Below are 24,310 nucleotides of genomic sequence, written 5' to 3'. Positions count from 1 at the left end.
CTACTTTTCAATTTTTAAATGTGTATGTTTCTTATTGGATTTCGCCAAACCAATTGTAAGTGGCAATCCAAGTACTAAGAAAACGATGACATCGGAAATTGTTGCTCCTAATACTTGTATAACAATTTTGTCAAATGGTTCTCCCATCACAATAATATCGAATGCCCCAGCAAATATAATAGCAATGACAATACCAACTAGCCCAGTAATTGCTAAATAAGAAATATCCCCCTTGTTAAACGACCCGTTTTTCACACTAAAACCAACTCTTTTTTGAATAAGCCCCATTGAAAAACCAATAATTCCTGAACTAATAACCCATCCCCACCAAATACCCCATCCAGCAATCGTATCTGTTACGGTATGACCGATAAGTCCGATTAACAGTCCTGCCACTGGACCAAATAATGCTCCAAAAACAGTTAATATAGCTAATGCTGGTTTAATAAATGTATTCGGTGCAATAGAAAATCCCCAAAGTCCTAATATCCCGTATAATGCTGCTCCAATACCGATTGCTACTACTAACTTTGTTGATAATTTATTCATGACAATTCCCCTCTCATATTAGTCAACTTTTATTACTCTATATTTAATTTAAAAATGAATTATGCATCGACACTCCCTTTCTATACAACAAAAAAATGACCTCTTACATAAGAGGTCACTTTCTTTCACTTTCAAGAATCCTCTTATCTTTCAAAAAACACATCGTGTCCTCTGCGGAATTAGCACCTTCCTATAAAATTGCATAGGGGTTGCTGAGGTTTCTTAGGGCCGTTCCCTCCACCTCTCTGGATAAGTATTAATTTGTAATTCGTATTATGGCACTGAAGAATGTAAATTTCAACACTTTTCTTACTATTTTTATTTTTTATTAAATAGCACATTTAAATCATTGTATTCTTATCGGAATTATGAAATAATGAATTCAAAATCGTTTCGGGAGGAATGCATTATGAAAGTTATTGGTTTGATTGGAGGATTAAGTTGGGAATCTACATCATTATACTATAAACATATTAATACACTTACACTCTCTCAATACGATCAAAATGCGAAGCTAATTTTATATAGTATGGACTTTGGTGAAGTAACTACTTTATTACAAAACCATCAATATGAAGAAGTGAAAAATGAACTAGTTACAGTTGCAAAGAAAGTTGAAAAATCTGGGGCTGAATGTTTATTAATGTGTTCAAATACTGTACATCTATTTGCCGAGGAGGTAGAACAAGCAATATCTATCCCGCTTCTTCACATTGGTGATGTAAGTGCTAAAGAAATGGTAGAACAGAATATAAAACGTATCGGACTATTAGGAACAAAACAAACGATGGAGCAAGATTTCTATAAATCACGATTAGCGAAATATAACATTGAGACAATTATCCCAAATGACGAGGAAAGAACTTTTATCCACCATGTCATATTAGATGAATTAAGTAGAGGGATCATTTCAGAAACATCTAAAAAAAGGTTATTACAAATTACAAAATCATTAATTCAAAACGGTGCTGAAGGTATATTATTAGGCTGCACTGAAATACCTTTACTCATCTCCCAAAATGATCTTACTGTTCCCGTTTTTGATACTGCTTTTTTACATGCAAATATTGCTGTACAATTTGCTGGATAAGAATACACAAGCATAAAGGTGAGAACCTCTATGCTTGTATACAGTTACGACTATTTATCCCGCTATTTGCAGGCAGTAAAGCCCCACCAATTAAAGTTTTACTTTATTTAAAAGAGATTCAATAACTGCAATCGCTTCTTTTGAACCACCACATTCTAAAAAGCTATCATTAAGTTTTCTTATACCATATTTATACTTTTCATTTGAAAGTACATCTGTTACGGCCTCTTTTAAAGTGTGTACATTAACATGTTCTTTCAATAGTCTATGTGCCGCTTCAAGCTCAGTTAATCTTTGCGCTATCATTGGCTGATCTTTATCATGCGGTATTATTACAAATGGGACATTATAATGAATGGCATCGTGTACACTATTCATACCACCATGTGTAATAAAAACATCTGCTTTATTTAATATTTCTGATTGAGGTACGTATGGAGCAATTATAAAATTATCTGGTGCTTCCTTAATTTTAGAAATATCATTTCTATCACCAATTGCCATTACAACTATCCCATCAAAATCTGAAAAAGTATCAATACAAGTATTAAAGAATGGTTCGAGTCCTTCAAGCAGTGTTCCCATTGAAATATAAATAACTTTCTTTTCTTTAAGTGATTCCAGTGGAAACTTTATATTTGTTTTACGCTTTGAAATACTCGGTCCAATAAAAATGTTATTTTCCCCGAACGATTCGCTATTAGGTTGGAAATAACGACTTGTGTATACGAGACAAACATCACCCTTATTATTCATAAATTGAAGATTATTCTTTGGTTTTACTCCAAATTTATGTTCCATCTGATTTAGTAATTTTTCAGAGATTTCCTCTGGTTGAAATGGCATATCTGCATTTGGATGAAAAGGTAATGTCTTCAAAAATTCTGGCGGAATTAAAAATATAGGTGAGGACACTACACCTGGAACTTGTAAATATTCCTTTACTAACTCTCCTGCGCCAAATATATCATAAATTACGAAATCAAAATTTATACTTTCATATAATTGTTTCGTAATTTCTAATATATATAAAGAAGTTTGAACATGCACATGAAAGAAAGCATTTAACCCAGATGAGGTTTCAGCATCAATAGAAATCTCTTTTAATAGATCCGGATGAGTATGTACAGTAGCTCCTAAATCTTCAATTCTATCCTTAAAGTTTGCCGTTGTAATATAATGTACGTTATCCCCTCGTTCAGTAAAGGCTTTTACTAAATTTAATGTAGGGTTTACATGCCCCTCTGCTGGAAAATTAACTACTAAAATATTTAGCACTTATTCCTCACTCCTTACATTTCACTGTTTTAATTAAGCATACTGTTATTTGTACAAGTAATCTTCCCCTAATAGTTCTAATATGCTTGCTACATTATATTGATAAATAATTTTCAGTCATCAACATAAAAAAAGCATCTACCTATGTAGATGCCTAACCGTGATAAGGAGTGTTCTGTGAGGTTAGAACAAGCGTTTCTGCTTGTCCTATGCTATCAATATATGATTTATTTTATAAAATGTGAATCGTTAATAGAATTATTTTATCCATTTTATATGATCAAATGGATAAAATACCATTTCTACTTTACCTATTATATTTGATTCATCAATAAGTCCAAGTGTATTCCTACTATCTTTACTATGATTACGATTATCACCTAACACAAATAATTTATGCGTAGGAACTTTTATTTCTCTAAAATTTGAAAAACGATTGGATACTTGTGACATATCTAAATGTATATACGACTCATCACGCTTTTTACCGTTAATAAATACCTCATCCTTTTTTAGTTGTATGTTATCCCCCGATAATCCAATAATTCGTTTCACATAGTAAGTAGGCGCGTCTTCTTTTTTTATAATGACAACATCTCCATGATGAAAAGACGATAAACAGACGTTTACCTTATTAACAAGTATATAATCTTTTTCATTCAAAGTAGGTTGCATCGAAATTCCTTCTACCATACAAAATAAAAAGGACTTATTAATAAAAATAACCCCTATTATAATGAATATGTAGCTACATATGTTCCTCCAATATTTTAGAATAAACAGCTTCATATATACCCCATTTCTAATCTATTCCCAGATAAAAACGCCTCTAGTTTACAGGAATGCTAGAGACGTTTCGTACATTTTAATTCTCTTTAGAGGCATCTGTTTTTGGCGCTTCACCAGTTAATCTCTTATTTTTCAAATCAAAATAAGCATCTAAAACTTCTTTTCCAATATCGGAGTTAATGCCCGATTTATCATTTTCAACCCATGGTACTACAACAGAAAATGCTACTTCTGGATCATCATATGGCGCATATCCAGCCAATGTTAAGTTATAACATTCTCTACGATCACCTTTCGCATTTCGCCCAATTTCATTTTCTCCACCATATACAGTTTGTGCGGTCCCTGTTTTACCAGCTGGTTTATATGGTGCTTTTTGGAATGCTCTTACTCCCGTTCCATCTCCCTCTTGAAATACTTTTCTAAATCCTTCTTTTACTTGATTAATATATTCTTGTTTCATATCGATTCTATTTAAAACAACGGGTTCTATTGATTGTACTACTTTACCAACCTCATCTTTTTGAACGGTTTGTTCTCTAATCTCTTGAACAATTTGTGGTTTCATTCGATACCCTCCATTTGCGATAGTCGAAATATATTGTGCAAGCTGAAGTGGTGTATACGTATCATATTGTCCAATAGAATAATCTAATAAGAAACCAGGCTGATTATCTTTTCTTCCAATTTGTCCTGCGGTTTCATTTGGTAAATCAATACCAGTTTGTACGCCTAGTCCAAATTGCCTGAAATAATACCTCATTTTATCAAAATATTCTTGTTTAATATCTAGTGAACTATTTTTCACATAACCCACGCCAGCAATTTTTAATGCTATATTAAACATATAAACGTTTGAAGAAACTTGTAACGCTCTTAGATCGTCTATATCACCAAAATTTTTCCAAGACTTCTTTTCCTTAGTTCCTTTAAATTTCATAGGTGCATCATAAAAATGTGTTCCAGGAGTTATTGCATTTGTTTCAAACCCTGTTAACACTGTCGCACCTTTAACCGTTGATCCAAGCTCATATGAACTTGTCAGCGTGCCTAAAGCATAATCTTCAACTTCCATTTTCCCGTCTTTTTCTACAAGCCTTTTCCCAGCCATCGATAATACTTGGCCATTTTTCGGATTCATCATCACTACGAAAGCACGGTCTAACATTGATTCTGATCCTTTATATTGTTTTAATATTTTTTCTATGCTCTCCTCTACTTTTTTTTGCAATTCCATATCTATTGTTAAAGTTAAATTTTTACCGCTTTTCCCTTCCGAAACCGTTTCCGTTCTAATAGTATTTCCTTGTTTATCAGCAATGCTTCTTACTTCTTTTTTTGTACCATGAAGTACATCTTCGTATTGCTGTTCGATATAACTTTTGCCGACCCTATCATTTCGGCTATAATCACGCACTAAATAATAATCTAATCGTTCACGTGGCAATCCTTCATCAGCATTTGAAACGTTACCAAGGACAGAACGGAATAATCCATCATTTACATAGATTCTCTCCCAATCAACTGATGCGTCTACTCCTGGAAGGTTCGCTAAATTTTCACTAATCACCGCATATTCCTGTTCACTAACGTCCTTTTTAATAATTTGAGGTGCCATTTGAAAACCTGAGGTCATTTTACTTTTAATAGCTAACACTTCTATATCTTTAGCCGTTAGTTCTTGAAGATTTTTATCTGTAACGCGTTTCCTTTTTAAATCTTCTATTTTTTTGTCTAGCTCTTTTCCGGTAATATCCTTATCTCGGAACTTATCTATTTCTGTTTTTGATACTAAGTCTTGAGCAAGTTCTGGATTTAATTGCATCCAAAAGTCTTTCTTATCAGTCTCAGTTAACTTATCTATATCTTCTTGTGGCATTTCAATAATATCTGCAAGTTGTCTTGCTGATTTTAATATTTCTTCTTGTTTTACACCTTTCACCTTTGTATATGTAATCGTACGTAAAGACTTATTATCAACTACTGGATTTCCTTCACGATCAAATATTTTCCCACGTGGTACAGAAAGGCCCACGGTTGCATTTTCTCTCTTCTCTACTTCATTTTTATATGTTTCTCCATCAAAAATTTGCACTTTCCCTAACTGAATAATAATGCCAGAAAATAATAAAAATACACAAAGGAATAAAATATTTAACCGGAGAGGTACTACTCTACCACTTTTCTTCTCTTGCTTTTTCACCTTGTCATAATCTCCTCCTTACAATATTTCAAATAATAATCACATTTCTATATTAAAAGTAATGTACAATTTCTATACATTGCTTTGTACAAATATTAATATAATGTTTAAAACTTAATAGAAATTAAAACAAAGGTAAAGAAAAGGTAAAGTTTACTAAATTAAATATAAAAAATACCCAATAACAAAAAGCTTAGTTTTCACTAATCGCTTTGTTATTGGGTATTAATTGATTTAAGAATTACTACTAGTGCGTATTGCTATACATTTGTCGTCACAATTAGAAAGAGATTGTTTACTTAGTACTTTCGGTAAGTAAATAGTTACTGTTGTCCCGACACCAACCTCGCTCATGATACTAATTGTCCCTCGATGACTTTCAATAATTTTATAACTTAACATTAATCCAATACCAGTCCCTTTTTCTTTCGTACTATAAAAAGGTTCACCTAATCTCTTAATTCTTTCTTCAGGTATTCCTATTCCTTCATCTATTACATGAATGATGACACCATCATCATTTATTTCTTTTATGTGAATTGAAATTTCCCCACCATTTGGCATAGCTTCGATTGAATTTTGCAAAATATTAATAAATACTTGTTTCAATTGATTTTCTGAGCATTCAATAATTATATCTTTGTCATCCGTAAATAGTTCAACTTGAATATTTTTCATAATTGCTTTTGTATTCATTAACGATACGACATTTTTAAAAATTCGATAAATATTTTTCTTTTCTGTATTTATCTCATCTGTTTTAGCGATTGATAGAAATTCTTGCAGGATTGCTTCTATCCTTTCAATTTCAGAAAGCATAAGATCAAAATATCTTTCTTGATCTTCTTTATTAATTTGAAATAACTGTATAAAACCTTTAATTACAGTTAAAGGATTTCTTACTTCATGAGCCACGCCAGCTGCTAATTGACCAATTGCTGCAAGCGTATCTGATTTATTTAGCAATTCTTCTGTCTTTTTTCGCTCTGTAATGTCGCGTACAATAATCATAATTTTATCATGTAATAATGGTAAGCACCTAGCCTCAAAGAAATCAATACTTCCATTAAGTGTGAGTGGATATTCTACAATTACATTCGTTCCTTTTCCTTCACTTGATTAATGGCTTCCTGAAACTGCTGTGCTACTGACGTTGGTAATACTTCGTAAAACTTTTTTCCCATAAAAGCTTCTGCGGGTACGTAAAACTTTGTAGGAGATCCTGCCTTGTAATCTATAATTGTGCCATCATCTTCTGTTAAGAAACATAAATCTGGTAAAGCTTTAAAAATTAATTCCAGTTCAGATGTTTGTTGTTTTAACTGCTCTTCTATCGCTTTTAAATGTGTAATATCTACACCAACAGCCCAATAACTATATCCTGTTACAGGAAACTGTTCTGATATATTCGACCACATTATTGTTTTGATTTCACCATTTTTACATGTTAAGTGCATTTCCCAATCTCTGGAATTTTTTCCACAAGTTAAAAATTTCTTTTGTATTTGATGGCGATAATTATGATCAGGATACAATAATTGCAGTGCATTGGGATTTCCAATTATTTCTTCAGCGGTATAACCTGTTACAATTTCGCATTCTCGATTCCACAAAACAAAATCTCCATTATAATCAAGCGCATCGACCATAACAGGCATGTTTTGTAAAATCGTATGTAGTTCCTCCTCTTTCTGAGAAAGCAACGTTGTATTTTTACTTTGAAATACTTTTATTGCACTATCTAAAATTAAACTTGAGAGCATTTCAAAGTATTTTTGACAACTGAAAATTTCACTTTTTTTGGACCATACAACAAAAGATCCTAAATGTTGATTGTATAAGAAAATGGGGATTTCAATCTTTGGAAGTTTACTCTTTTTTATCTCATTCATGCCGAATGAAAAAACACACTCTTTTTCAGCATCAAGAAGTTGATGTGATATGTTAGTTAATTTATAAAATTGTTCTGCCATGGTTTCTATTGTACTCACATCAATAAGTTCCATTAGCCGCGAATTCATTCCTTTTTCACCTCAATATGTAAAATTAATACAAATCTAAAATTCATACTTCTCCATTATACGAAGAAAGCTAGTGTAGGTATATAGCTGTAGAATAATTATTCGAACAAATTTTATTTTTCAATTAAAAAAAGAAAAGAATATATATACTGAATATACCTTTAATTAGTATATATTTCGTTGATTCCTCACTTATTATCTAGATAACTTGAATTCCTCCTTACATTCACTGAATTTTTACTCGAGAGTCATACACGTTACTAATAGCGGTATAAACATGCAATAAGTATAAAGTTCATAAAATATTCACATTTCCCATGAAAAATATAAACATTTATTCCAATATATTCTATATAATAAAATGTAATAAGGCTTCTATGAATCTCATAGAATACCTTACCCCTAATAAAAAAGAAAAAAGAATCCATTTGGATTCTTTTTTCTTTTTTTAATTACATTACATATTTATATAAAGCATGTGCCACACCATGTTCTTCATTTGATAACGTTTCGTATTTACACATTGCTTTTATTTCTTCAACTGCATTTCCCATTGCAATTGATATATTCGCTTTTTCCATCATAGAAACATCGTTTAGTCCATCACCTATCGCTACAGTGTTTTCAACCGGAATATTAAGATATTCTGCTAAAGTATATAATCCATTCCCTTTTTGAGCATCTCGATGATTAATCTCTAAATTGTGCCAATATGAAGATGTAATTGCTAAATCTGTATTATGAAGAAATGTTTCTTTTAGTTTTTTTAATTTCTCAATATCATAAGAAAATGGTAATAGTTTATGCACATGTATGTCTGTTTCTACAATTGGTTTACAACTTTCCGCACTATGAAACGCTGTATGCTCAAGATATAATGCTGCGATTGTTTCTAACTCTTTCAAGTCGAAATTTTCTTTTGAATTCTTCACATACTCAATTTCATTACGTACACTCTCTACTCCATAATCCGGTACATACACACCTTTATCAGTATAAAGCTGATAATATAAACCATTCTCTTCAAGATATGCTACAATTTCAAGTGCCTGCATATTTTGAATTGGATATCTCTTCATCATTTTTTTATCCTTATATATAAGAGCCCCATTTTCTGCAATGATTGGACACTCTAAATTAACTTCTAACAATAATCGCTCAATGTCAACAATAGAACGTCCTGTACAAATTGCTACAACATGGCCAGCTTCTTGACATATTCGAATTGCTTCTGCATTTTCTTTACTTATCATTTTATTCCCTGAAAGAAGAGTTCCATCTAAATCAATTGCGATTAATTTCATTATTTCTTCACCACTTTCTATAAATACACGAGTTCTAATTAATTATTAGGTATCGTTTTCATACAATCCTCGTGTGGTACTTCTTATTTATAATTTATGAAAAGCGTTTCAGGTCAAGAAATAATTAAAAATAAAATCCAAAGCTTTTCTTTTTAAAAAGCTTTGGATTTTAAACTATGAATTATAACTAATGTATTTTGTCTCATACATGTACACATTTTTTTCTTCAGTTGGGATATATACTTTAAACTTTTCTAACCGTTTTCCATAGACATGAATCGTAATAACGCTTTCATTTGTGCTAATTTCAAGAATATGACAATCTGCTGGTGGAATTACTTTATCAGTTTCTCCTTCTCCCAAATAAAGATTTCCTGTATGTGTTAAATAAACAAGTGAATTTCCAAGTTGTTTCGTTTGTATAAAGTTCTGCACCATTATCCTTCCTGAAAAAACGCCTTCTACTCCCCATGTGCCGTCATGATCATGTAAAGGTGTAGATTGTCCATCTTTCCATACGAGAGCTAGTACTTCAAAACGTTTGAGCGGATCTTCATACAATAAATGTCGTGCATATTGAGTCAAATTGGCCTTCTGTTTATCTAACGGAAGCCATGTTTTCTTTTCTAAAAGTTCTTCTAGTAACTTTTCAATGCCACACACTATTTCTTCTTCAAATAAACCGTTTTCCATAAGATCTGTAACACCTTTAATAAACTTTTGAAATGATTTACTTCCATTACAAGTCAACATAAGAATCCTCCTCTACGTTTTATACAATTCCATATTAAGGTAATTTCGGAAAACTCACAATTGAGAAACAAAAAACAAGATGCAAATGTATGCACCTTGTTAAGATTTTTATTTAGCTTTCAATCGAATAGGTAAGTATTTTAATGTTTGTTCATTTTCCAATATACATTTTTCTAAACAGAAAGATGGAGATAGTTCTATTTTTTCAAAAGTATTTATAAAGGTAGTTAATGCAATCTCAGCCTCTAAACGTGCAAGTGGTGCTCCTAAGCAAAAGTGAGGACCTTGCCCAAAGGTTAAATGCTTTTCATTTCCTGTTCGATGTACATTAAATTGAGAGGCTTGTGAAAATTTTTTCTCGTCTAAATTCGCTGCACTAACCCACGCAACAATCATCTGATCCTTTTTCATGAAAGGACCAAATATATTTGTATCCTCTGTAATCCTCCGGGCCAATGTAACAGGAAAGCGATAGCGTAATACTTCCTCAATCGCTTTTGAAATTAAGTTAGGTTCTTTTCTTAACTCTTCATAAATTCCAGGTGAATCTACTAAAAAGCAATAAAAGCTATTAATAATTAAATTTGTAGTGGTTTCATTCCCAGCCGCTAGTAAACCTAATGAAAAGGTTACAATTTCCTCATCGGTTAATCTTTCGCCTTCATATTCAGCTCGAATTAAATCAGATATGATATCATCGGTTAAATGATATCTCTTTTCCTGAACAATCGGTAGAAGGTATGCTTTGAATTCATTTAATGCTATCCCTTTCTCGGCATCCAGATCATTAAACTTTTCTTTACTATACGGCATAAATAAAATATCAGACCATTCTTTAATTTTTTTACGATCTGTTGTTGGGACTCCTAATAAATCGGAAATAACGGTAACAGGTAAAGGTGCAGCAAACTGTTCAACGATATTAACTTCACTACATTTTTCGATATGTTGTACAAGTTCATCTGCGATAGCCTGTATTCGAGGTTTCCACTGTTCTAAACTTCTTGGAGTAAATGCCTTAGAAACAATGGAACGTACATTGCGATGTTCTGGTGGATCTGCAGAGTTTATATTTATTCTAGTTTCTAAAGGAGGGATTGAGAATTGTCTGCGCTCCCTTCTACTTGAAAATAAGCGATAATCTGATAAAACACGATTTACATCATCATATAAAAAAACATTCCATACATCCTGCTCTTCATCATAATGAACTGGGTGATTATCCCTCATCAAACGATACCATTCATATGGATTCCATAATTCTTCTTTTGTTTTTAGCTTTGAAATTTCATGAACTAAAATAACATTTTCAGGTGAAGCCATAGTTCTTTCCTCCCTTTTCTTTTACAATAAAAGTGATAGGTCGGCAGTCCAAAGTTGTATAAACTATCATATGTTATTTTAACATATACCAAAGGGGATTTTTCATTAGAGAACTTGAGAAATATATAAGGGGGATTTTTATGTACGTTGACATTTTACTACTAGCAGAATTAACAACAGGACCAAAACATGGATATGAAATTAAAAAAAATGTTCAAAATCGTTTAGGTGAAAATTTCGAATTAAATCACAACATGCTTTATCCAGCCCTTCGGCGCTTTGAAAATATGGGTGCTATAACGAAAAAAACACATAAACAAGTCGGAAAACCAAACCGAAATATGTACGATATAACAGAAACAGGAGAAGAAATTTTTTCTGAAATGTTACGAGAGTTTCCCGAAAAACTTGCGACAAACAATACAGAATTTCTTGTTCGTATTGCGCTATTTGAAAAACTTGACTATGAGGATAGAAAAGAGATTTTGACTGTACGTCAAAACGTACTACATAATCAGCTTACTGCTATTCAGTCTCTAGATGTTACCTCATCTTTTATTACTGAAGTCATTGAATTTAGTAAATCACGAATTGAACATGAATTGAGTTGGATTACATCACTTATGAAAAAAATATGAAAAAATAACAAGAAAAGTTAAAAACAATGAATGAAAATGATATTTATTATCAATACTATAATTAATAAAAGGGCAACCACGATTTGGCTACCCTTCAAACATTTACACTTCTGGATCGAAAGTTTTGCAATCTGTTTCTTCCGTTGTAGATGCATGTTTACCTTTATGACTTACTACGTAAATTGCCTCTGCACTACATTTATTACCGTTCGCCCAAAATTTACAGTTATTTACTTCACATAAAACGTCTTGTGCCATAGTATCACACCTCCTCGTTCTATTATCATTAACAAAATTCGGAGGTATGATACTATTTGTCATCCATTTTTTATTCCCTTTTTAGCTTTCTTAATGGTTCAATATCTCCACATACAATAGCATCAATATTTCCAGTTATTTTTTCAATATCAAAATGCCACCATTGAATTTGCAATAATTCTTGAATTATTTCATTTGAAAATCTCTCTTTTATTTTATTTGCAGGGTTTCCACCAACAATTGTATATGGTGCGACGTCTCTAGTCACAACAGATTTAGCTGCAATGATTGCACCATCCCCTATTTTTATTCCGGGCATAATTGTTGTATCCATACCAATCCAAACGTCATTTCCTATAACTGTATCACCTTTATAAGGTAAATCAGACAAACTAGGTGTATACTTCTCCCACCCATTTCCAAAGATATTAAATGGATATGCCGAAAATCCATCCATCCGATGATTGGCTCCGTTCATAATAAAGTTAACTCCAGATGCAATACAACAAAACTTTCCAATAATAAGGCGATCTCCAAGAAATTCATAATGATGTAATACTCGATTTTCAAATGTTTCTCCATCTTTTGCATCAAAATAAGAATAGTCACCAACAAGTATATTAGGTTTTGTTATTATATTTTTTATAAATTGAACGTTTTGATTTCCTTCAATAGGGTATTTAACATTTGGATTAGGATTCATTTTGTACGGCACTTCCTTTACCACTTATTTCACTTTCTACCGCTATTACTGGCTTTAAATTGTATATAGGTAAAATAAACAATAATCCAATTATAAAAAGTAAAGCCGTCCCTTCATACATCATACTTAATGAAAACATCTCTTTTAATGAACCAGCTATACTCATCGTTACTACCATTGAACCGGTAAAAAGCGGACTTAAAATACCATTTACACGACCTATAAAATCGGTATCGCTATTTTGAATAATAAGCGTATTAATACCAATTTGGATACAAGGAAGAGCTAAACCACTAAAAAGCTGCGCCGTAAGTGTCACCCATAAATTTGTAGAATATCCTATAATGCCAATACCAATTGCTTGACCAAGCATACCGATAATTAACATCTTTTGCGGAGCAACATTTTTCGCAAATACCATTGCTAATGCTCCGCCAACAATCATTCCCGCACCATTTACTGTTAGTAGCCACTGTAAACTCTCTTTTGATAATCCTAACTGCTCAGTCACAATAAATATACCTAATGGCTGAATTAATCCTATACCTAGTCCTGCAGCCATAAAACAAAGCCCTAGCAAAGTTAATGTTTTTTTCTTTTTGACATACTTAATACCATCCTTCATCTCCTGCAGCAGAGTGATACCTTTCTTTTCTACGTCGTTTTCAAGATCTTTCGGAAGAAATAACAATACAACTGCCGCAAGTAAAAACGAGATACCTGTTATGATGATTGAAATATAAATTCCAAAACTATGAAAGATAAATGTCCCTAGAATTGGTCCTAATACCATAAATATTGCAAATATCGTTTGATATATAGACATCGCTAATTGAATTTGTTCCGTTGATAAATGTTGTTTAAACAACTTCATTCCAGATGGTTGTGAAAACTGTGAAAGGATTGCAGAGATGAGTGTCACAAAAAACACAATTTTCCACGTTCCAAACATAAGCGTAATTAATACAGCGAATACTGAAATGGAACTTAACGTTTCACACCATATCATTGTCTTCTTTGGCTTCCACCTATCAGCAAAGGTACCGCCAATAAATGAAAAAATAAAAATTGGAGCGAATTCAGCAACTGAAATCATAGAAATAGCAAAAGCATCACCTTTTGTCATTTCCATTACATATAGTAATACCGCAAAGTTTCGAACCCATATTCCTATTTGTAAAAATAATGCTGATGCTAAAATCCCTTGTACAAACCGATTTTTTAATACTTGTGATACCCCATTGTTTTGTTTCGTTACTACATTTGTCGACATAAAAAAGCCTCCTATTTCATGTTCTGAACAGGAGGCAGCACAAATCATATAAAAAGACTATATATTCGCAGAGCGAAATACATCCCTTTTCTATAAATGTACAGACTAACCCTATTCAGAAGAATATTTCGTTTTTTAACGAAGATCTCTTACAAATAGAATTAGTTGATCATTGGGATGTCTTCACCCTTCCGTTTCGAATTTAAATAACACATACATACTCTATGTAAATCATTTTCGATGTATGCATGTCTCCTTTTAACTATTCTAGAAAGTTAAAGGTAATTCCTCTAAAGAACGCATTAAATAGTTCCCTTGCCATTTAATTTCTTCACGATTCCCTTTTATTTGTAGTTCAGGCATTCGATTAAACAAAGTAGTAATAGCAATCTTTGCTTCTAACCTCGCAAGTGGAGCGCCTAAACAGAAATGGCTACCATGACCAAAGGCAATATGACGATTATTTTCTCGAGTAATATCGAATACTTCTGGGTTTTCAAATACAGTTTCATCACGGTTTGCAGAAGCTAAGGCAATGACAACCATATCTCCTTTTTCAATTGTTCGGTCGTGAATTTGAAAAGGTTCCGCTGCCCACCTTGCAGTTGTAACCTCAACTGGAGAATAATAACGCAATCCTTCCTCAATAGCCGAATCAATTAGTTTTGGATTATCTTTTAATAACTGTAATTGATTTGGATTTTCAAGAAGTGCTAATACCGTATTTGTAATTAAATTCACTGTCGTCTCATGTCCTGCGACAATTAATAGCATTATCATTGAATATAGTTCCCGAGCGCTAAGTTTATGCCCTTCACTCTCTGCAAGTATTAAAGCACTCACCAAGTCTTCTTTTGGCTCTTTTCTTTTAATATCAACTAAATATTGAAGATATGTAATAAATTCAGATAGTTGTTTTTCAGTCTCTTTTATTTCTTCAGGTGTTTCTGGTGATGCAATAACAGCATGAGACCAAATCCTAAATTTCGCTTGATCTTTTTTTGGAATACCGAGCATCTCACTTATTACAATAATTGGTAATGGAAATGAATAATCATCCACAAGCTTTAATGTACCTTTTCGCTCTATATCACTTATCAAATCATCTGCTATTCTCTGAATTCTTCCGTCTAATTGTGCAATCATCTTCGGTGTAAAAGCCTTTTGAACTAAAGATCGTAAACGACTGTGGTTAGGTGGATCTGAATTTAGCATATGTGTTGTTAAGTGGTCACTATTATCAACGGAAAGATACATGTTCTTTATATCTTGAGAAAACACATTTGTCCAATCTTTTTTTAAACGATTATCTTTTAAAAGTGGCAGAGCATCTTCATATCTAGTAATGAGCCATTCTTTACCGATTTCAACTTGGTTTACAAATAATATAGGTTGTTTTTTTCGCGATTCTTTATAAATTTCATACGCATCTTCTTTAAACTGAGCTGAAGCTAAATTAATGCCATCCTCTATGCTTAACCCAACTTTGTTTTTCATTGACATTGTATTCCCTCACTCTCATTTGTTTTTGAAAACCAACCAACATATGCATTATACTCTAATAAAAACGTGAAAATTGTAAATTTTTAATCAAAATCTTACTTCGTATATTGAAAAATAAAAAAGTGAGAGAGTACAATCGTTTTACTCTCCCACCTCTCTTTATGCGAAGCACATAAAATTACTAATTTGTTGATAGCGATAACTTACTTTACGACGACGACCACCTTGCCAAGTGTAACCTGATACTCCGTTTCTTCTCACTTCAGTCGGAAAGAACCATAAATCCCTTCCAAAAGGTCCAGGACGATGTAAACGTAAATAGCCCCATCTTCCTAAACAGTTACACATCCATGATTTCATATTGCCTGGTTGTGCTGGAGAAGCAAATGTAGACGGTAACGATGGCGCTTGTGACGGTGGTGGTGACGTTGGAGCATCCTCCGCATCATCTGGTCTGTAATCTTCTTGTTCAATATCTCTCACTTCATTTGTAGGTTCATACCCGTAGTTTTGTGGATTATAATACATCGCTTGATCATATGGATAATTTTGTTGGTTATACATATTAACAAATCACCTTCTTTTCATTCATTACCTTTATCATTCATATGTGATATGCCCTCTCTAGGAAGCTTATGTATAGCCCAAATTCAACTTAAAAAGCTCGTATTATTAAAAATACGAGCCTTTCAAAAATAGAATGTGTTTATTATTTCCTTAACTTCACACTATAAAAACGCATTTCATCTAACGAACCTTCAAATTCAAATACTTCTTGTTTAATTAATTGTTTCAAGCGATATTCTAAGAATGTATCTCCAACCAATTGTTCAACAAGACCAAGTGCTTCACCAATTACTCTAGGAGCTTTGAGGAACTCTCGATCAGCACCCACACTTTTCGCGCATTCAATTATAAATTGATCAAAATAATCTTCTTGTACAAAATGCACTTCATTTTCTTTCCACACTCTTAAACATTCTATGCTTTCCGATAATCTATCCCACTCATGTTCAAACTTCATTCGCTTCTCTTCAGTTAAATAAGGTAACTTTATAAAACTTTTTTGGAATAGAGCTAAACTTTCAGGTGGTAATTCTCCCGTTCCACGAATATCATACTCTTGTTTTAATATTTCTCTGCTTGCTTCAGACGTATTAATAACTCGAATGTTTTTCTTATCCTTTAATTGTGCTATTACAAAACTTAGGCCTACATGTTCATGTGCATTATCAGCCTTCCAAATTGTAATAGGTGTTTCAACAGGAATAGTATGTAGTTCTTCTATAGTTGCTATAAATCTTGATAAATATTCTTCTTCAAAATAACTATCATATGCAGTTAAGTTATTTATTAACCACTTCTGTCTTGCTAGTTGCCCCTCATTCGTATGCAACCTATATATCGGTCCAATTGAAAAAAATTCCGAAAAAGCAACAACACTCTCTTCAAATAATTCTTCTTGACTTAACATATATTTTAAGCAACCAGCCGTTGAATCATCAAAAGCAATATGTACGTGCGTACTGTCTTTTACATTCCTTTTATAAGTAGGATTACTTGTTAATTGTTTCGGAATATCCATCAAATTTTTAATTGTATCTTCACTATAGTTTTCTTCTAATAAGTTTAACTGTATGAGAATACTTTGAAGTAAATCTTTAGCCTCATCTTCGTACATATCCTCTACAGCATTTTTAATTTTATCTATCACACAAATCCCTCTATTCATTTCAAAAATAACGTAGATTATAGTGTATCATTTTAGTATAGTTCTTTAAAGTCAAATCCAGATTACTACAGCAATCTGGATTTTCAACAAAAGCTCTCCTTATATTTTTGAATTGCTAAATATTTTTACTTTGAAAATCCTTGTATCTAAATGTATAATTATATAAAAACAAAAATATAGGAGCTATATTTATGGATAAAGTACTTACAAATTATAAACATTACTTAAAAAATTGGAGATTTATATTTATTTGCATACTACCTGCTATTGCCTTATTCGTTACTTTCGATGTCATCTTTGAACTACTGTTTCATCAAAATTTCTACTTATCTAACTTAATTTCTGCTATCATATTATTTTTAATATTTATTAACGTTAAAGATAAATTTAAAATTAAAGGCTAAAAAACACTATTTCAAAATAGCCCTTTATTATTGCATCCTACTATAAAATAAGGCTCATAGTAGATTTTCATAAAAAATAAGAGCACCCTGCAATTAGCTGCTCTTATGTGATTAGAGGTTTTTTCTGAGTATTAAGTAGGACACGAAGATCTTGTCCTACTACATAATATATGCTTGTGCTTATTATTTCGTGCATGTATTAAGCAACATGTTCAGGTACTTAATATATGCACAGTCATTGCTAAAAAATCTACTCAAAATTTCACTGCACAATTTCATATTTATAAATTAAAAAACATCCTCAATGGATGTTTTTTATCTAAAGATTTTAAGCTTCCATAAACTTAGCCGGTACACCAATTTTTTCAACTACAGAAGATATATTAGTAGGATTAATCATTACATTTTCAATACATACTAATTTATTTTCTAATATCCCATTCTCTGTAGTAATAAGTTCTTCAAACCGATCTAAAGTCATTGAGAATTTATGTTCACTTCCACCATTCATACTAACTTTTACATACTTCATAGTGTCACCGCCTTTCATAATAATTTACATTTCGACAAGAAGGCGCTTACATCCTTTTTATTTACCTCTTAGATTTCTCACGTTTATATATATTTTGAGAACGGAAACTACTATTATTCACTCACAAAATTATTGCTAATAAGAAAGATAAAGATAAAGATAAAAATGCACAAAGTGGAATATATAAACCGGTATCCATTCTTGCAAAGTGCGTATCTTTTTGTCGTTTAAAGATACCAAAATAGTTAAATTCACCAATTACTCTAATAGAAAAGACGATCATACAAATCCAGGAACCGACTTGAATAATAACATTAGGAACTGCAAAATGAACAATATTTGCTTGTTGCAACAAAATTATTGCTGCCATACTTAATAATAATGCAATGACCAATGTCATTCCGGCACGAGGTGTAAACGCCTTTTCCCCTGCTTTAGTTGGAATAACACTATTTGTCCCCCAATTACCTCCGAAAGCCCAATATACATGTAAAAAACTAACTAAGAATAATATACAAGCAGATATATATGTAATGATAAGCATTTTATCCTCCCCTTATTTCATTTTGGTTCCCACCTATAAAATATGCTGTTCCCCCCACATTAGCAACCTTCATTTCATTACATAAAAAAACCGTAATGATTTATCAATATTAAGATAAGTCATTACGGGGTTATTAAACCTCATTATGCATTATACCTATTTCTTCGGCGTTCCATCCTTGTTTGACCTTGAACTGCATTTTCTTTGTATGGATCTATTTGCTCTGTCATTTCATATGTTGCAACTGGTTCTTCGTACTTATACTCATGGATCTTTTCTGGCATTTTACTTTTAGATTCTTTCCCACCAAACTTAAATAGTTTCATCTTTAATTTCGGCAATCTTGGAAGTCGAATCTTAATTGATAATCTTTTGCGTTTCTTTTTTGGTCCAAGTAGATTTATATTTTCTTGATTATCTTTCTCTTTGCGGTGAATGAACATCGCAAGTAATCCTCCTAATACAAGTCCTCCAATTAATAGTAATATATATACATAATGGCTTGTCATTAAACTCGTTATGCGTTCAAGTATGACTAACGACTGTACTTCTTTTATATCCCATAGTAAAGCGGCCCATAATGAGAATAAGCCCAAAGTAAGTCCATATGTACGAAAACGGAATAAACATGGAATTAACGCGACACATGCAGCAATTTTCGCATTTGCTATGATTGAGCTTGTTGCAATATCTTGATGCCAAATAACTAACAGTAGTGTTATAAATGGCGCATACGCTATCCAACTGCATATACGTGAATACATCTTTTTAGCAAAATAACTACCGAAACTAGTAAAAAATAAAAGCCCTCCAATATATATAGATTGTTCTAGAGGGATTTGCTTTGTAAGTCCTGCAATTGGAAAGAGGCCGCTCAATAGCATTAAGAGCACATCTAATTTCTTCACAATTCCCCATTCCTTTCAAATTTTTTCAATTAATAAAAATCGTTTTTCCATATGAAATAGTTTTTGTATTTCTAAAAAACATATTAATCCTGTCTGCACATAAAGTAAATATGTAAACGAAAAGATACTTGACAAAGGATATCCTTATTTACATAAAAAAATGACAAATCCTGATCGATATAACGAGCAGGATTTGTTTACTAGTATTTAAAGTAGAATAATTGAATCTTTCTTTTCTACTTTTACTACATCTACATCCAATTCATCATCAAATTCTTTAAACTCTCTTGCATCTATGTCAGTAATATAACTCTTTATTACTTTTTCCATATGCATGGAATATGTAATGTGTACATTCTTTTTCGAAAGCATACTAGAATTACAGCACATGTAATGTATCATTTTAGCGATATAATCCCTTTCTACAGGTTTTACACCCAATGGTAAAATTTCAAGTATATATCGCTGAAAAATCCCACTACAATTAAGTGAATATTCACCAGTGCTATAATACATCCCTTTTTGATCTGTATATAAGCCAATGCTATCTAGAGCATCATCAGATTCTATTACACCGTAACTTGGTACATCAAAACCTGTATTTATTCTAATAATATTTAAATTTGGAACCTTTAACACCTCTGCAACAATATCAGGTAAAATATCTGTATTAATTTCTTTATTTTGTAACTCTTTTATCCAATACCTTCTCAAATTTGCATCTACAATGAAATAAACTTGTTCATTTTGTTCTTTTGCATATTGTACAATTTCCATTAATGTTTCGGAAACATATTGTTTAAAAAGAGCTCCCATATCATTTCTCTTTGATGGTTGTGGTAAAAATGCATTATGTTTATTTATATTTAATAATACGTAATCAATCGTTTGCCATTCTGTATTCCCATATAATTTATATAAAATTTCTTTTCCTTTTATTTTTGAAAGAATAGGTAAGAAATCAAATTTCGATATTCGTTCAATTGATAAATTAACATATATACAAGGTAAATTTATCTTATTCCAACTACGCTTCAAAAATCCTTTTTGCTCTAATAAACTAAAAACACTATTTACAATTGTTTTACGAGATACACTTTGGCCTATAAATAAATTAATAAATGTTGAAATACGGTTTGCTCGTGCAAATCCCTCTCTAATGATTTGTTTTGGATCAATTTTTTCTCGTCCATCACAATTTTTCAATGCGATTAATGCTAATGTCGCATCACTGCGCTCGCCCGCGGTAGCATAGACAGCTTTCGTAACATCATCTACAAGATTTGTTTTATATTTTTGGCAATATTGCATTTTATATGGATTTTGTAACACCTTTTCAATATTGTATCTCACAATCTTTAATAACACTGGAAAATCTGTATTCAATACATAAGAATTTTCACCAACTTTAGTCAAAACAATTTGACTCTCAAGTAATGTTTGTTCTATTTCCAGCACTATATCTTCAGACCAAACTTCTAATGTTAATGTCTCTAATCCTTTTGGGGCAAATAAAGGAAATAATTCATTTTTGTTATTTGTAGCTACCTTTTTACATTCTGGAAGTATTGTGAAATAAGAGAATTTACGCTGAAATTCTTTAAATAAATACTCTCTTTCCTTTACTGTTATACCCGGTTCTATTTTAGTACCTTGAACTTTATAAATTCTCTCATTGTATGGAAATAACACCCTTTTATTTTCTCCTACAATATAATCTTTCGGATATTGGAGAATATGGTCTAAATCCACCTCTCCCCCTATTTGAAAATCATCTTTTAAATTTCTAAATATCTTAATCCATTTCATGCCGGTTGTAGCTTGTTGTATTTTTAGTTTTACAAACCGTATTTTTTTATTATTTGACGCAAACTCTGAGGTAGAAATCAATATCATGCCTCGTTTCCGTCTTAAAAGTAAAGGAATATCTGGGTGATTATATTCTTGATAAAATCTCCGAATCCCTATTGAAATATTTAATAATGGAGCGTTCTCACCACCGCGGGTTATGCATTCGAATCGATATACATAGGAGAAAAAATCTTGTGTTTTTTCATCTTTTATCGGCCCTGACATCGCCTCACAAATATTTTGTGATCTAAGAGGGGAAAAATAGATTTCTTCTTCATTTGTATTTTTTAAATATATAGGACGCTCACAAAAAATATGTGAGATTAAAGCGGGCACCCACTTAGAATACGTTTCATTATCATGTAGTACTGGCAAATTAGAAATCAAATCGGATTGCCATTCATATTTTGGTGGTTCTACTAATCTATTTGGTTTCCAATCATGAATAATCTCATACCAACTTTGAAAAATATAATCGAGCTGCTCTTGTCTAATAGGTTCTTTCGATACAATCCATGGTGTATTTTCATTTAATACGTATGGGTTATGCTGAATAAACAATATATCCGAAAACATATCATACAATCTTTCATTCAAACGTTTCAACTTACTCGTTAATAAAAATGTCTTATAATGTATCTCTACCATGTCCAGCCATTCAATAGGAAAGTATATAAATGATACCTTTTCATTTAAAAGGGGTTCTACTATATTTTCAAATGTTAGCAGCCTTAATTTTTTCATAAAATGATTCCTTCCTTTCTTCAGTTGTCTTGATTATCAAAAAGCTAGAACAATAGTTACTTAATCTAATCCATTTAAACCAAGTATTTAAAAGAAACGTAAAAACTGTTTATCTACATAAATTATTATCAAACCAACTCTTTTAAAAATTCAAAGTAATTATCATGTATAACACCTCTATTATATTTGAATTTTGATACATTCGAATTATACATTACACTTAATGCATTGTACTTATCATTTACAATATCTTTACAAAAAAACCAAAAAAGAACACCTTAATTCGGTGCCCTTTTTACAAATATCAACCTTTATGTAATTGAACATATAGATAACAGTAATCCCCCAAATGAAATTGCTCCTAGTAAACCTACTACAACTCCTGTTAAACAAATACAATCAGCAAGACAAATAGAAGACTGCGATAATGGAACAAATGACCTACTTGTACTCGAACCATATTGTTTTATTTTCTCATAATTCACATCTAACATTAGATGTAAACATGTTACACCATCCTCAATAGTATGTAGAGGTTCTTTTTCTAATCGCTCCAATAATTTACTATCAAAAGCAACTGCTAGAGGGTACTGCTTATCCGATTTCATATTTTGATAAATTAGTTGCAAACGAGATAATATATTATTTTTCTTCTTTTCAGATGTTACTGTACATTTCATTTTATTAAATTCATTTAATAACAGTGTCAATTCATCTCTTTTTCCGTATAAATCTTTAGCTATTTTTCTCTTTAGTTTATACGAATGGATAATAGATTTTAGTTCAATCATATTCATACACTTCCTAATTACATAGTATTTACCCGATTATTTTATAGATAAACAGTACTTTTTAATCTTATTTAAATTACACTCAAGCATCTTCATTTACTATCGATTAACATTACATTAACCTTACAAATTTGTAATAAATTCGTTAGCTAGAAGGAAGCAATGCCTAAACTAGACAGATATTTAATGACAAAACCATAAGAAAAAAACAATGATTAGATTTTAAATCTAGTCATTGCTTTATCCATCACATCTTGATTACATCTATATATCTTATTGTTACTCTTTCACTTGAATGATTGAATATATCCATTAAAAATGGCTATATTCTTTGTCGGCACGTACATATAACTAATGTTTTTTTATTGATAAAGTGAAACTTTAATCAGCTCTCACCAATCGGGCTTTTATGGGCAGTCCGCCACCTAACTTCTCTTTGCTCTCGCTGAATTTTTTGGGGGATGTTACTGCCCGCAACTAGCAAGATAGATGTTATCAATATTCATACGTTACAATAGTACCGGTAGTATCAGTAAAACCATCAAAACAGTTAGAGCAACCACCACAGCCGCCACAACCGCCACAGCCTCCGCAACCAAAACAACCGAAGCAACCAATACAACGGAAGCCACCACAACGGAAGCCGCCACAACGACCTCCACCACAACCGCCACAGCGACGAGCAGCATCTTCAATATAGTAATATGGATATTGGTTTTGCTGGTCCCAATAGACAATATTTCCAGACCGGTAATCATTAAGGCTTAACGCTTGTAGTTCTTGTTGAAACTGATTCATTTTCATAACCTCCGTTTATAAAATACAACCTCATCGATACTTCCCTATATTCCTGTTCGTTACATCTAAGTAGAAATAGCGCTATAAACTAAGTTCAATACGTACACCAACAAAGTATGACTTATCACTAGATGATGCACCTTGTTCATATACCTATTTTTACTATGGGCTCATTTTTATAAAGTGAAACTTTAATCAGTGGGGTTTTGTTCATCCCCTACCTAACTTCTTTGCTTCCGCTGAATTTTGAGGTGGGGGGCTTACTGCCCGGCAAATAGCGGGATAAATAAAAATTAAAAAATATGAATTCTAGCGTCATAT

At 31.9% G+C, this 24,310-nt stretch carries 22 protein-coding genes, 2 pseudogenes and 1 riboswitch; of the genes and pseudogenes, 3 read left to right on the top strand and 21 right to left on the bottom strand.

Features of this window, described 5'->3' with window-relative positions; genetic code table 11:
• Nucleotides 1-549 (bottom strand): ECF-type riboflavin transporter substrate-binding protein, encoded by a 549-nt coding sequence (locus tag MHH55_RS07180; protein WP_001038210.1) that lies wholly within the window; start codon nucleotides 547-549, stop codon nucleotides 1-3.
• A 140-nt stretch (nucleotides 550-689) separates the two neighbouring features.
• Nucleotides 690-805: riboswitch (SAM riboswitch) on the bottom strand.
• Between the two features lie 153 nt (nucleotides 806-958).
• On the opposite strand from MHH55_RS07180, the gene MHH55_RS07175 reads away from it, so the two are divergent.
• Nucleotides 959-1,639 (top strand): aspartate/glutamate racemase family protein, encoded by a 681-nt coding sequence (locus tag MHH55_RS07175; protein WP_075677068.1) that lies wholly within the window; start codon nucleotides 959-961, stop codon nucleotides 1,637-1,639.
• 90 nt (nucleotides 1,640-1,729) lie between these two features.
• On the opposite strand, the gene MHH55_RS07170 is transcribed toward MHH55_RS07175, so the two are convergent.
• The 7 genes and pseudogenes from MHH55_RS07170 to MHH55_RS07140 all read right to left on the bottom strand — a co-directional run bounded on the left by MHH55_RS07170 (nucleotide 1,730) and on the right by MHH55_RS07140 (nucleotide 11,310).
• Complete coding sequence (locus tag MHH55_RS07170; RefSeq protein WP_078187833.1) at nucleotides 1,730-2,917, bottom strand: macrolide family glycosyltransferase; 1,188 nt, start codon at nucleotides 2,915-2,917, stop codon at nucleotides 1,730-1,732.
• Nucleotides 2,918-3,175: 258 nt separating this feature from the next.
• Complete coding sequence (gene lepB / locus MHH55_RS07165) at nucleotides 3,176-3,706, bottom strand: signal peptidase I (protein WP_078404617.1); 531 nt, start codon at nucleotides 3,704-3,706, stop codon at nucleotides 3,176-3,178.
• A gap of 76 nt (nucleotides 3,707-3,782) precedes the next feature.
• Entirely contained in the window at nucleotides 3,783-5,909 is a 2,127-nt protein-coding gene (locus MHH55_RS07160; RefSeq protein WP_000743775.1) for a peptidoglycan D,D-transpeptidase FtsI family protein, read from the bottom strand.
• 234 nt (nucleotides 5,910-6,143) lie between these two features.
• Nucleotides 6,144-7,930, bottom strand: a pseudogene (locus tag MHH55_RS07155) (ATP-binding protein).
• Between the two features lie 452 nt (nucleotides 7,931-8,382).
• A complete protein-coding gene (locus MHH55_RS07150) occupies nucleotides 8,383-9,234 on the bottom strand; it encodes a Cof-type HAD-IIB family hydrolase (RefSeq protein WP_078187641.1) in 852 nt (283 codons plus the stop codon).
• A gap of 174 nt (nucleotides 9,235-9,408) precedes the next feature.
• On the bottom strand, nucleotides 9,409-9,987 hold the full coding sequence (locus tag MHH55_RS07145; RefSeq protein WP_000954438.1) for a cysteine dioxygenase family protein: 579 nt from the start codon (nucleotides 9,985-9,987) through the stop codon (nucleotides 9,409-9,411).
• A 108-nt stretch (nucleotides 9,988-10,095) separates the two neighbouring features.
• Nucleotides 10,096-11,310, bottom strand: a complete 1,215-nt coding sequence (locus MHH55_RS07140; protein WP_078187642.1) for a cytochrome P450 — start codon at nucleotides 11,308-11,310, stop codon at nucleotides 10,096-10,098.
• Between the two features lie 140 nt (nucleotides 11,311-11,450).
• Here MHH55_RS07140 and MHH55_RS07135 point away from each other — a divergent pair, with 140 nt between their 5' ends.
• On the top strand, nucleotides 11,451-11,948 hold the full coding sequence (locus tag MHH55_RS07135; protein WP_078187643.1) for a PadR family transcriptional regulator: 498 nt from the start codon (nucleotides 11,451-11,453) through the stop codon (nucleotides 11,946-11,948).
• A gap of 102 nt (nucleotides 11,949-12,050) precedes the next feature.
• Here the strand turns inward: MHH55_RS07135 and MHH55_RS07130 are convergent, their stop codons facing one another.
• The 6 genes from MHH55_RS07130 to MHH55_RS07105 form a co-directional block, all read right to left on the bottom strand.
• On the bottom strand, nucleotides 12,051-12,206 hold the full coding sequence (locus MHH55_RS07130) for a DUF1540 domain-containing protein (RefSeq protein WP_000046095.1): 156 nt from the start codon (nucleotides 12,204-12,206) through the stop codon (nucleotides 12,051-12,053).
• Between the two features lie 70 nt (nucleotides 12,207-12,276).
• Nucleotides 12,277-12,909, bottom strand: coding sequence for a Vat family streptogramin A O-acetyltransferase (locus MHH55_RS07125; protein WP_001069245.1), 633 nt, complete (start codon nucleotides 12,907-12,909; stop codon nucleotides 12,277-12,279).
• Nucleotides 12,899-14,182, bottom strand: coding sequence for an MFS transporter (locus MHH55_RS07120; RefSeq protein WP_078187644.1), 1,284 nt, complete (start codon nucleotides 14,180-14,182; stop codon nucleotides 12,899-12,901). Before MHH55_RS07120 ends, MHH55_RS07125 begins: the two co-directional genes overlap by 11 nt.
• Before the next feature lie 267 nt (nucleotides 14,183-14,449).
• Nucleotides 14,450-15,685, bottom strand: a complete 1,236-nt coding sequence (locus MHH55_RS07115) for a cytochrome P450 family protein (RefSeq protein WP_078187645.1) — start codon at nucleotides 15,683-15,685, stop codon at nucleotides 14,450-14,452.
• A gap of 159 nt (nucleotides 15,686-15,844) precedes the next feature.
• The gene (locus tag MHH55_RS07110) at nucleotides 15,845-16,249 is read right to left on the bottom strand and encodes a hypothetical protein (protein ID WP_000282687.1); all 405 of its coding nucleotides are present in this window, start codon (nucleotides 16,247-16,249) and stop codon (nucleotides 15,845-15,847) included.
• A 145-nt stretch (nucleotides 16,250-16,394) separates the two neighbouring features.
• Complete coding sequence (locus tag MHH55_RS07105) at nucleotides 16,395-17,399, bottom strand: DUF1835 domain-containing protein (protein WP_078187646.1); 1,005 nt, start codon at nucleotides 17,397-17,399, stop codon at nucleotides 16,395-16,397.
• A gap of 209 nt (nucleotides 17,400-17,608) precedes the next feature.
• On the opposite strand from MHH55_RS07105, the gene MHH55_RS07100 reads away from it, so the two are divergent.
• Nucleotides 17,609-17,821, top strand: a complete 213-nt coding sequence (locus MHH55_RS07100; RefSeq protein WP_000362067.1) for a hypothetical protein — start codon at nucleotides 17,609-17,611, stop codon at nucleotides 17,819-17,821.
• A gap of 328 nt (nucleotides 17,822-18,149) precedes the next feature.
• Here MHH55_RS07100 and MHH55_RS07095 read toward each other — a convergent pair whose 3' ends face one another.
• The 7 genes and pseudogenes from MHH55_RS07095 to MHH55_RS07065 all read right to left on the bottom strand — a co-directional run bounded on the left by MHH55_RS07095 (nucleotide 18,150) and on the right by MHH55_RS07065 (nucleotide 23,989).
• Nucleotides 18,150-18,353 (bottom strand): hypothetical protein, encoded by a 204-nt coding sequence (locus MHH55_RS07095; RefSeq protein WP_000878369.1) that lies wholly within the window; start codon nucleotides 18,351-18,353, stop codon nucleotides 18,150-18,152.
• Between the two features lie 121 nt (nucleotides 18,354-18,474).
• Nucleotides 18,475-18,897, bottom strand: a complete 423-nt coding sequence (locus MHH55_RS07090) for a DUF3995 domain-containing protein (RefSeq protein ID WP_078188120.1) — start codon at nucleotides 18,895-18,897, stop codon at nucleotides 18,475-18,477.
• Between the two features lie 143 nt (nucleotides 18,898-19,040).
• Nucleotides 19,041-19,805, bottom strand: a complete 765-nt coding sequence (locus MHH55_RS07085) for a DUF3959 family protein (RefSeq protein ID WP_000732180.1) — start codon at nucleotides 19,803-19,805, stop codon at nucleotides 19,041-19,043.
• 207 nt (nucleotides 19,806-20,012) lie between these two features.
• Nucleotides 20,013-22,400 carry an RNaseH domain-containing protein gene (locus tag MHH55_RS07080; protein WP_340880551.1) on the bottom strand — a complete coding sequence of 796 codons (2,388 nt, stop codon included), beginning with the start codon at nucleotides 22,398-22,400 and terminating at the stop codon, nucleotides 20,013-20,015.
• A gap of 311 nt (nucleotides 22,401-22,711) precedes the next feature.
• Nucleotides 22,712-23,197 carry a hypothetical protein gene (locus MHH55_RS07075; RefSeq protein WP_002182774.1) on the bottom strand — a complete coding sequence of 162 codons (486 nt, stop codon included), beginning with the start codon at nucleotides 23,195-23,197 and terminating at the stop codon, nucleotides 22,712-22,714.
• 209 nt (nucleotides 23,198-23,406) lie between these two features.
• Nucleotides 23,407-23,541: pseudogene (locus MHH55_RS07070) on the bottom strand (site-specific integrase); the annotation flags it as partial.
• A gap of 145 nt (nucleotides 23,542-23,686) precedes the next feature.
• The gene (locus MHH55_RS07065) at nucleotides 23,687-23,989 is read right to left on the bottom strand and encodes a heterocycloanthracin/sonorensin family bacteriocin (protein ID WP_060852103.1); all 303 of its coding nucleotides are present in this window, start codon (nucleotides 23,987-23,989) and stop codon (nucleotides 23,687-23,689) included.
• Between the last annotated feature and the right edge of the window lie 321 nt (nucleotides 23,990-24,310).

Source organism: Bacillus sp. FSL K6-2944, assembly GCF_038005385.1.
GTDB classification, from domain to species: domain Bacteria; phylum Bacillota; class Bacilli; order Bacillales; family Bacillaceae_G; genus Bacillus_A; species Bacillus_A cereus.
This window is presented reverse-complemented; position numbering and strand designations above follow the sequence as displayed.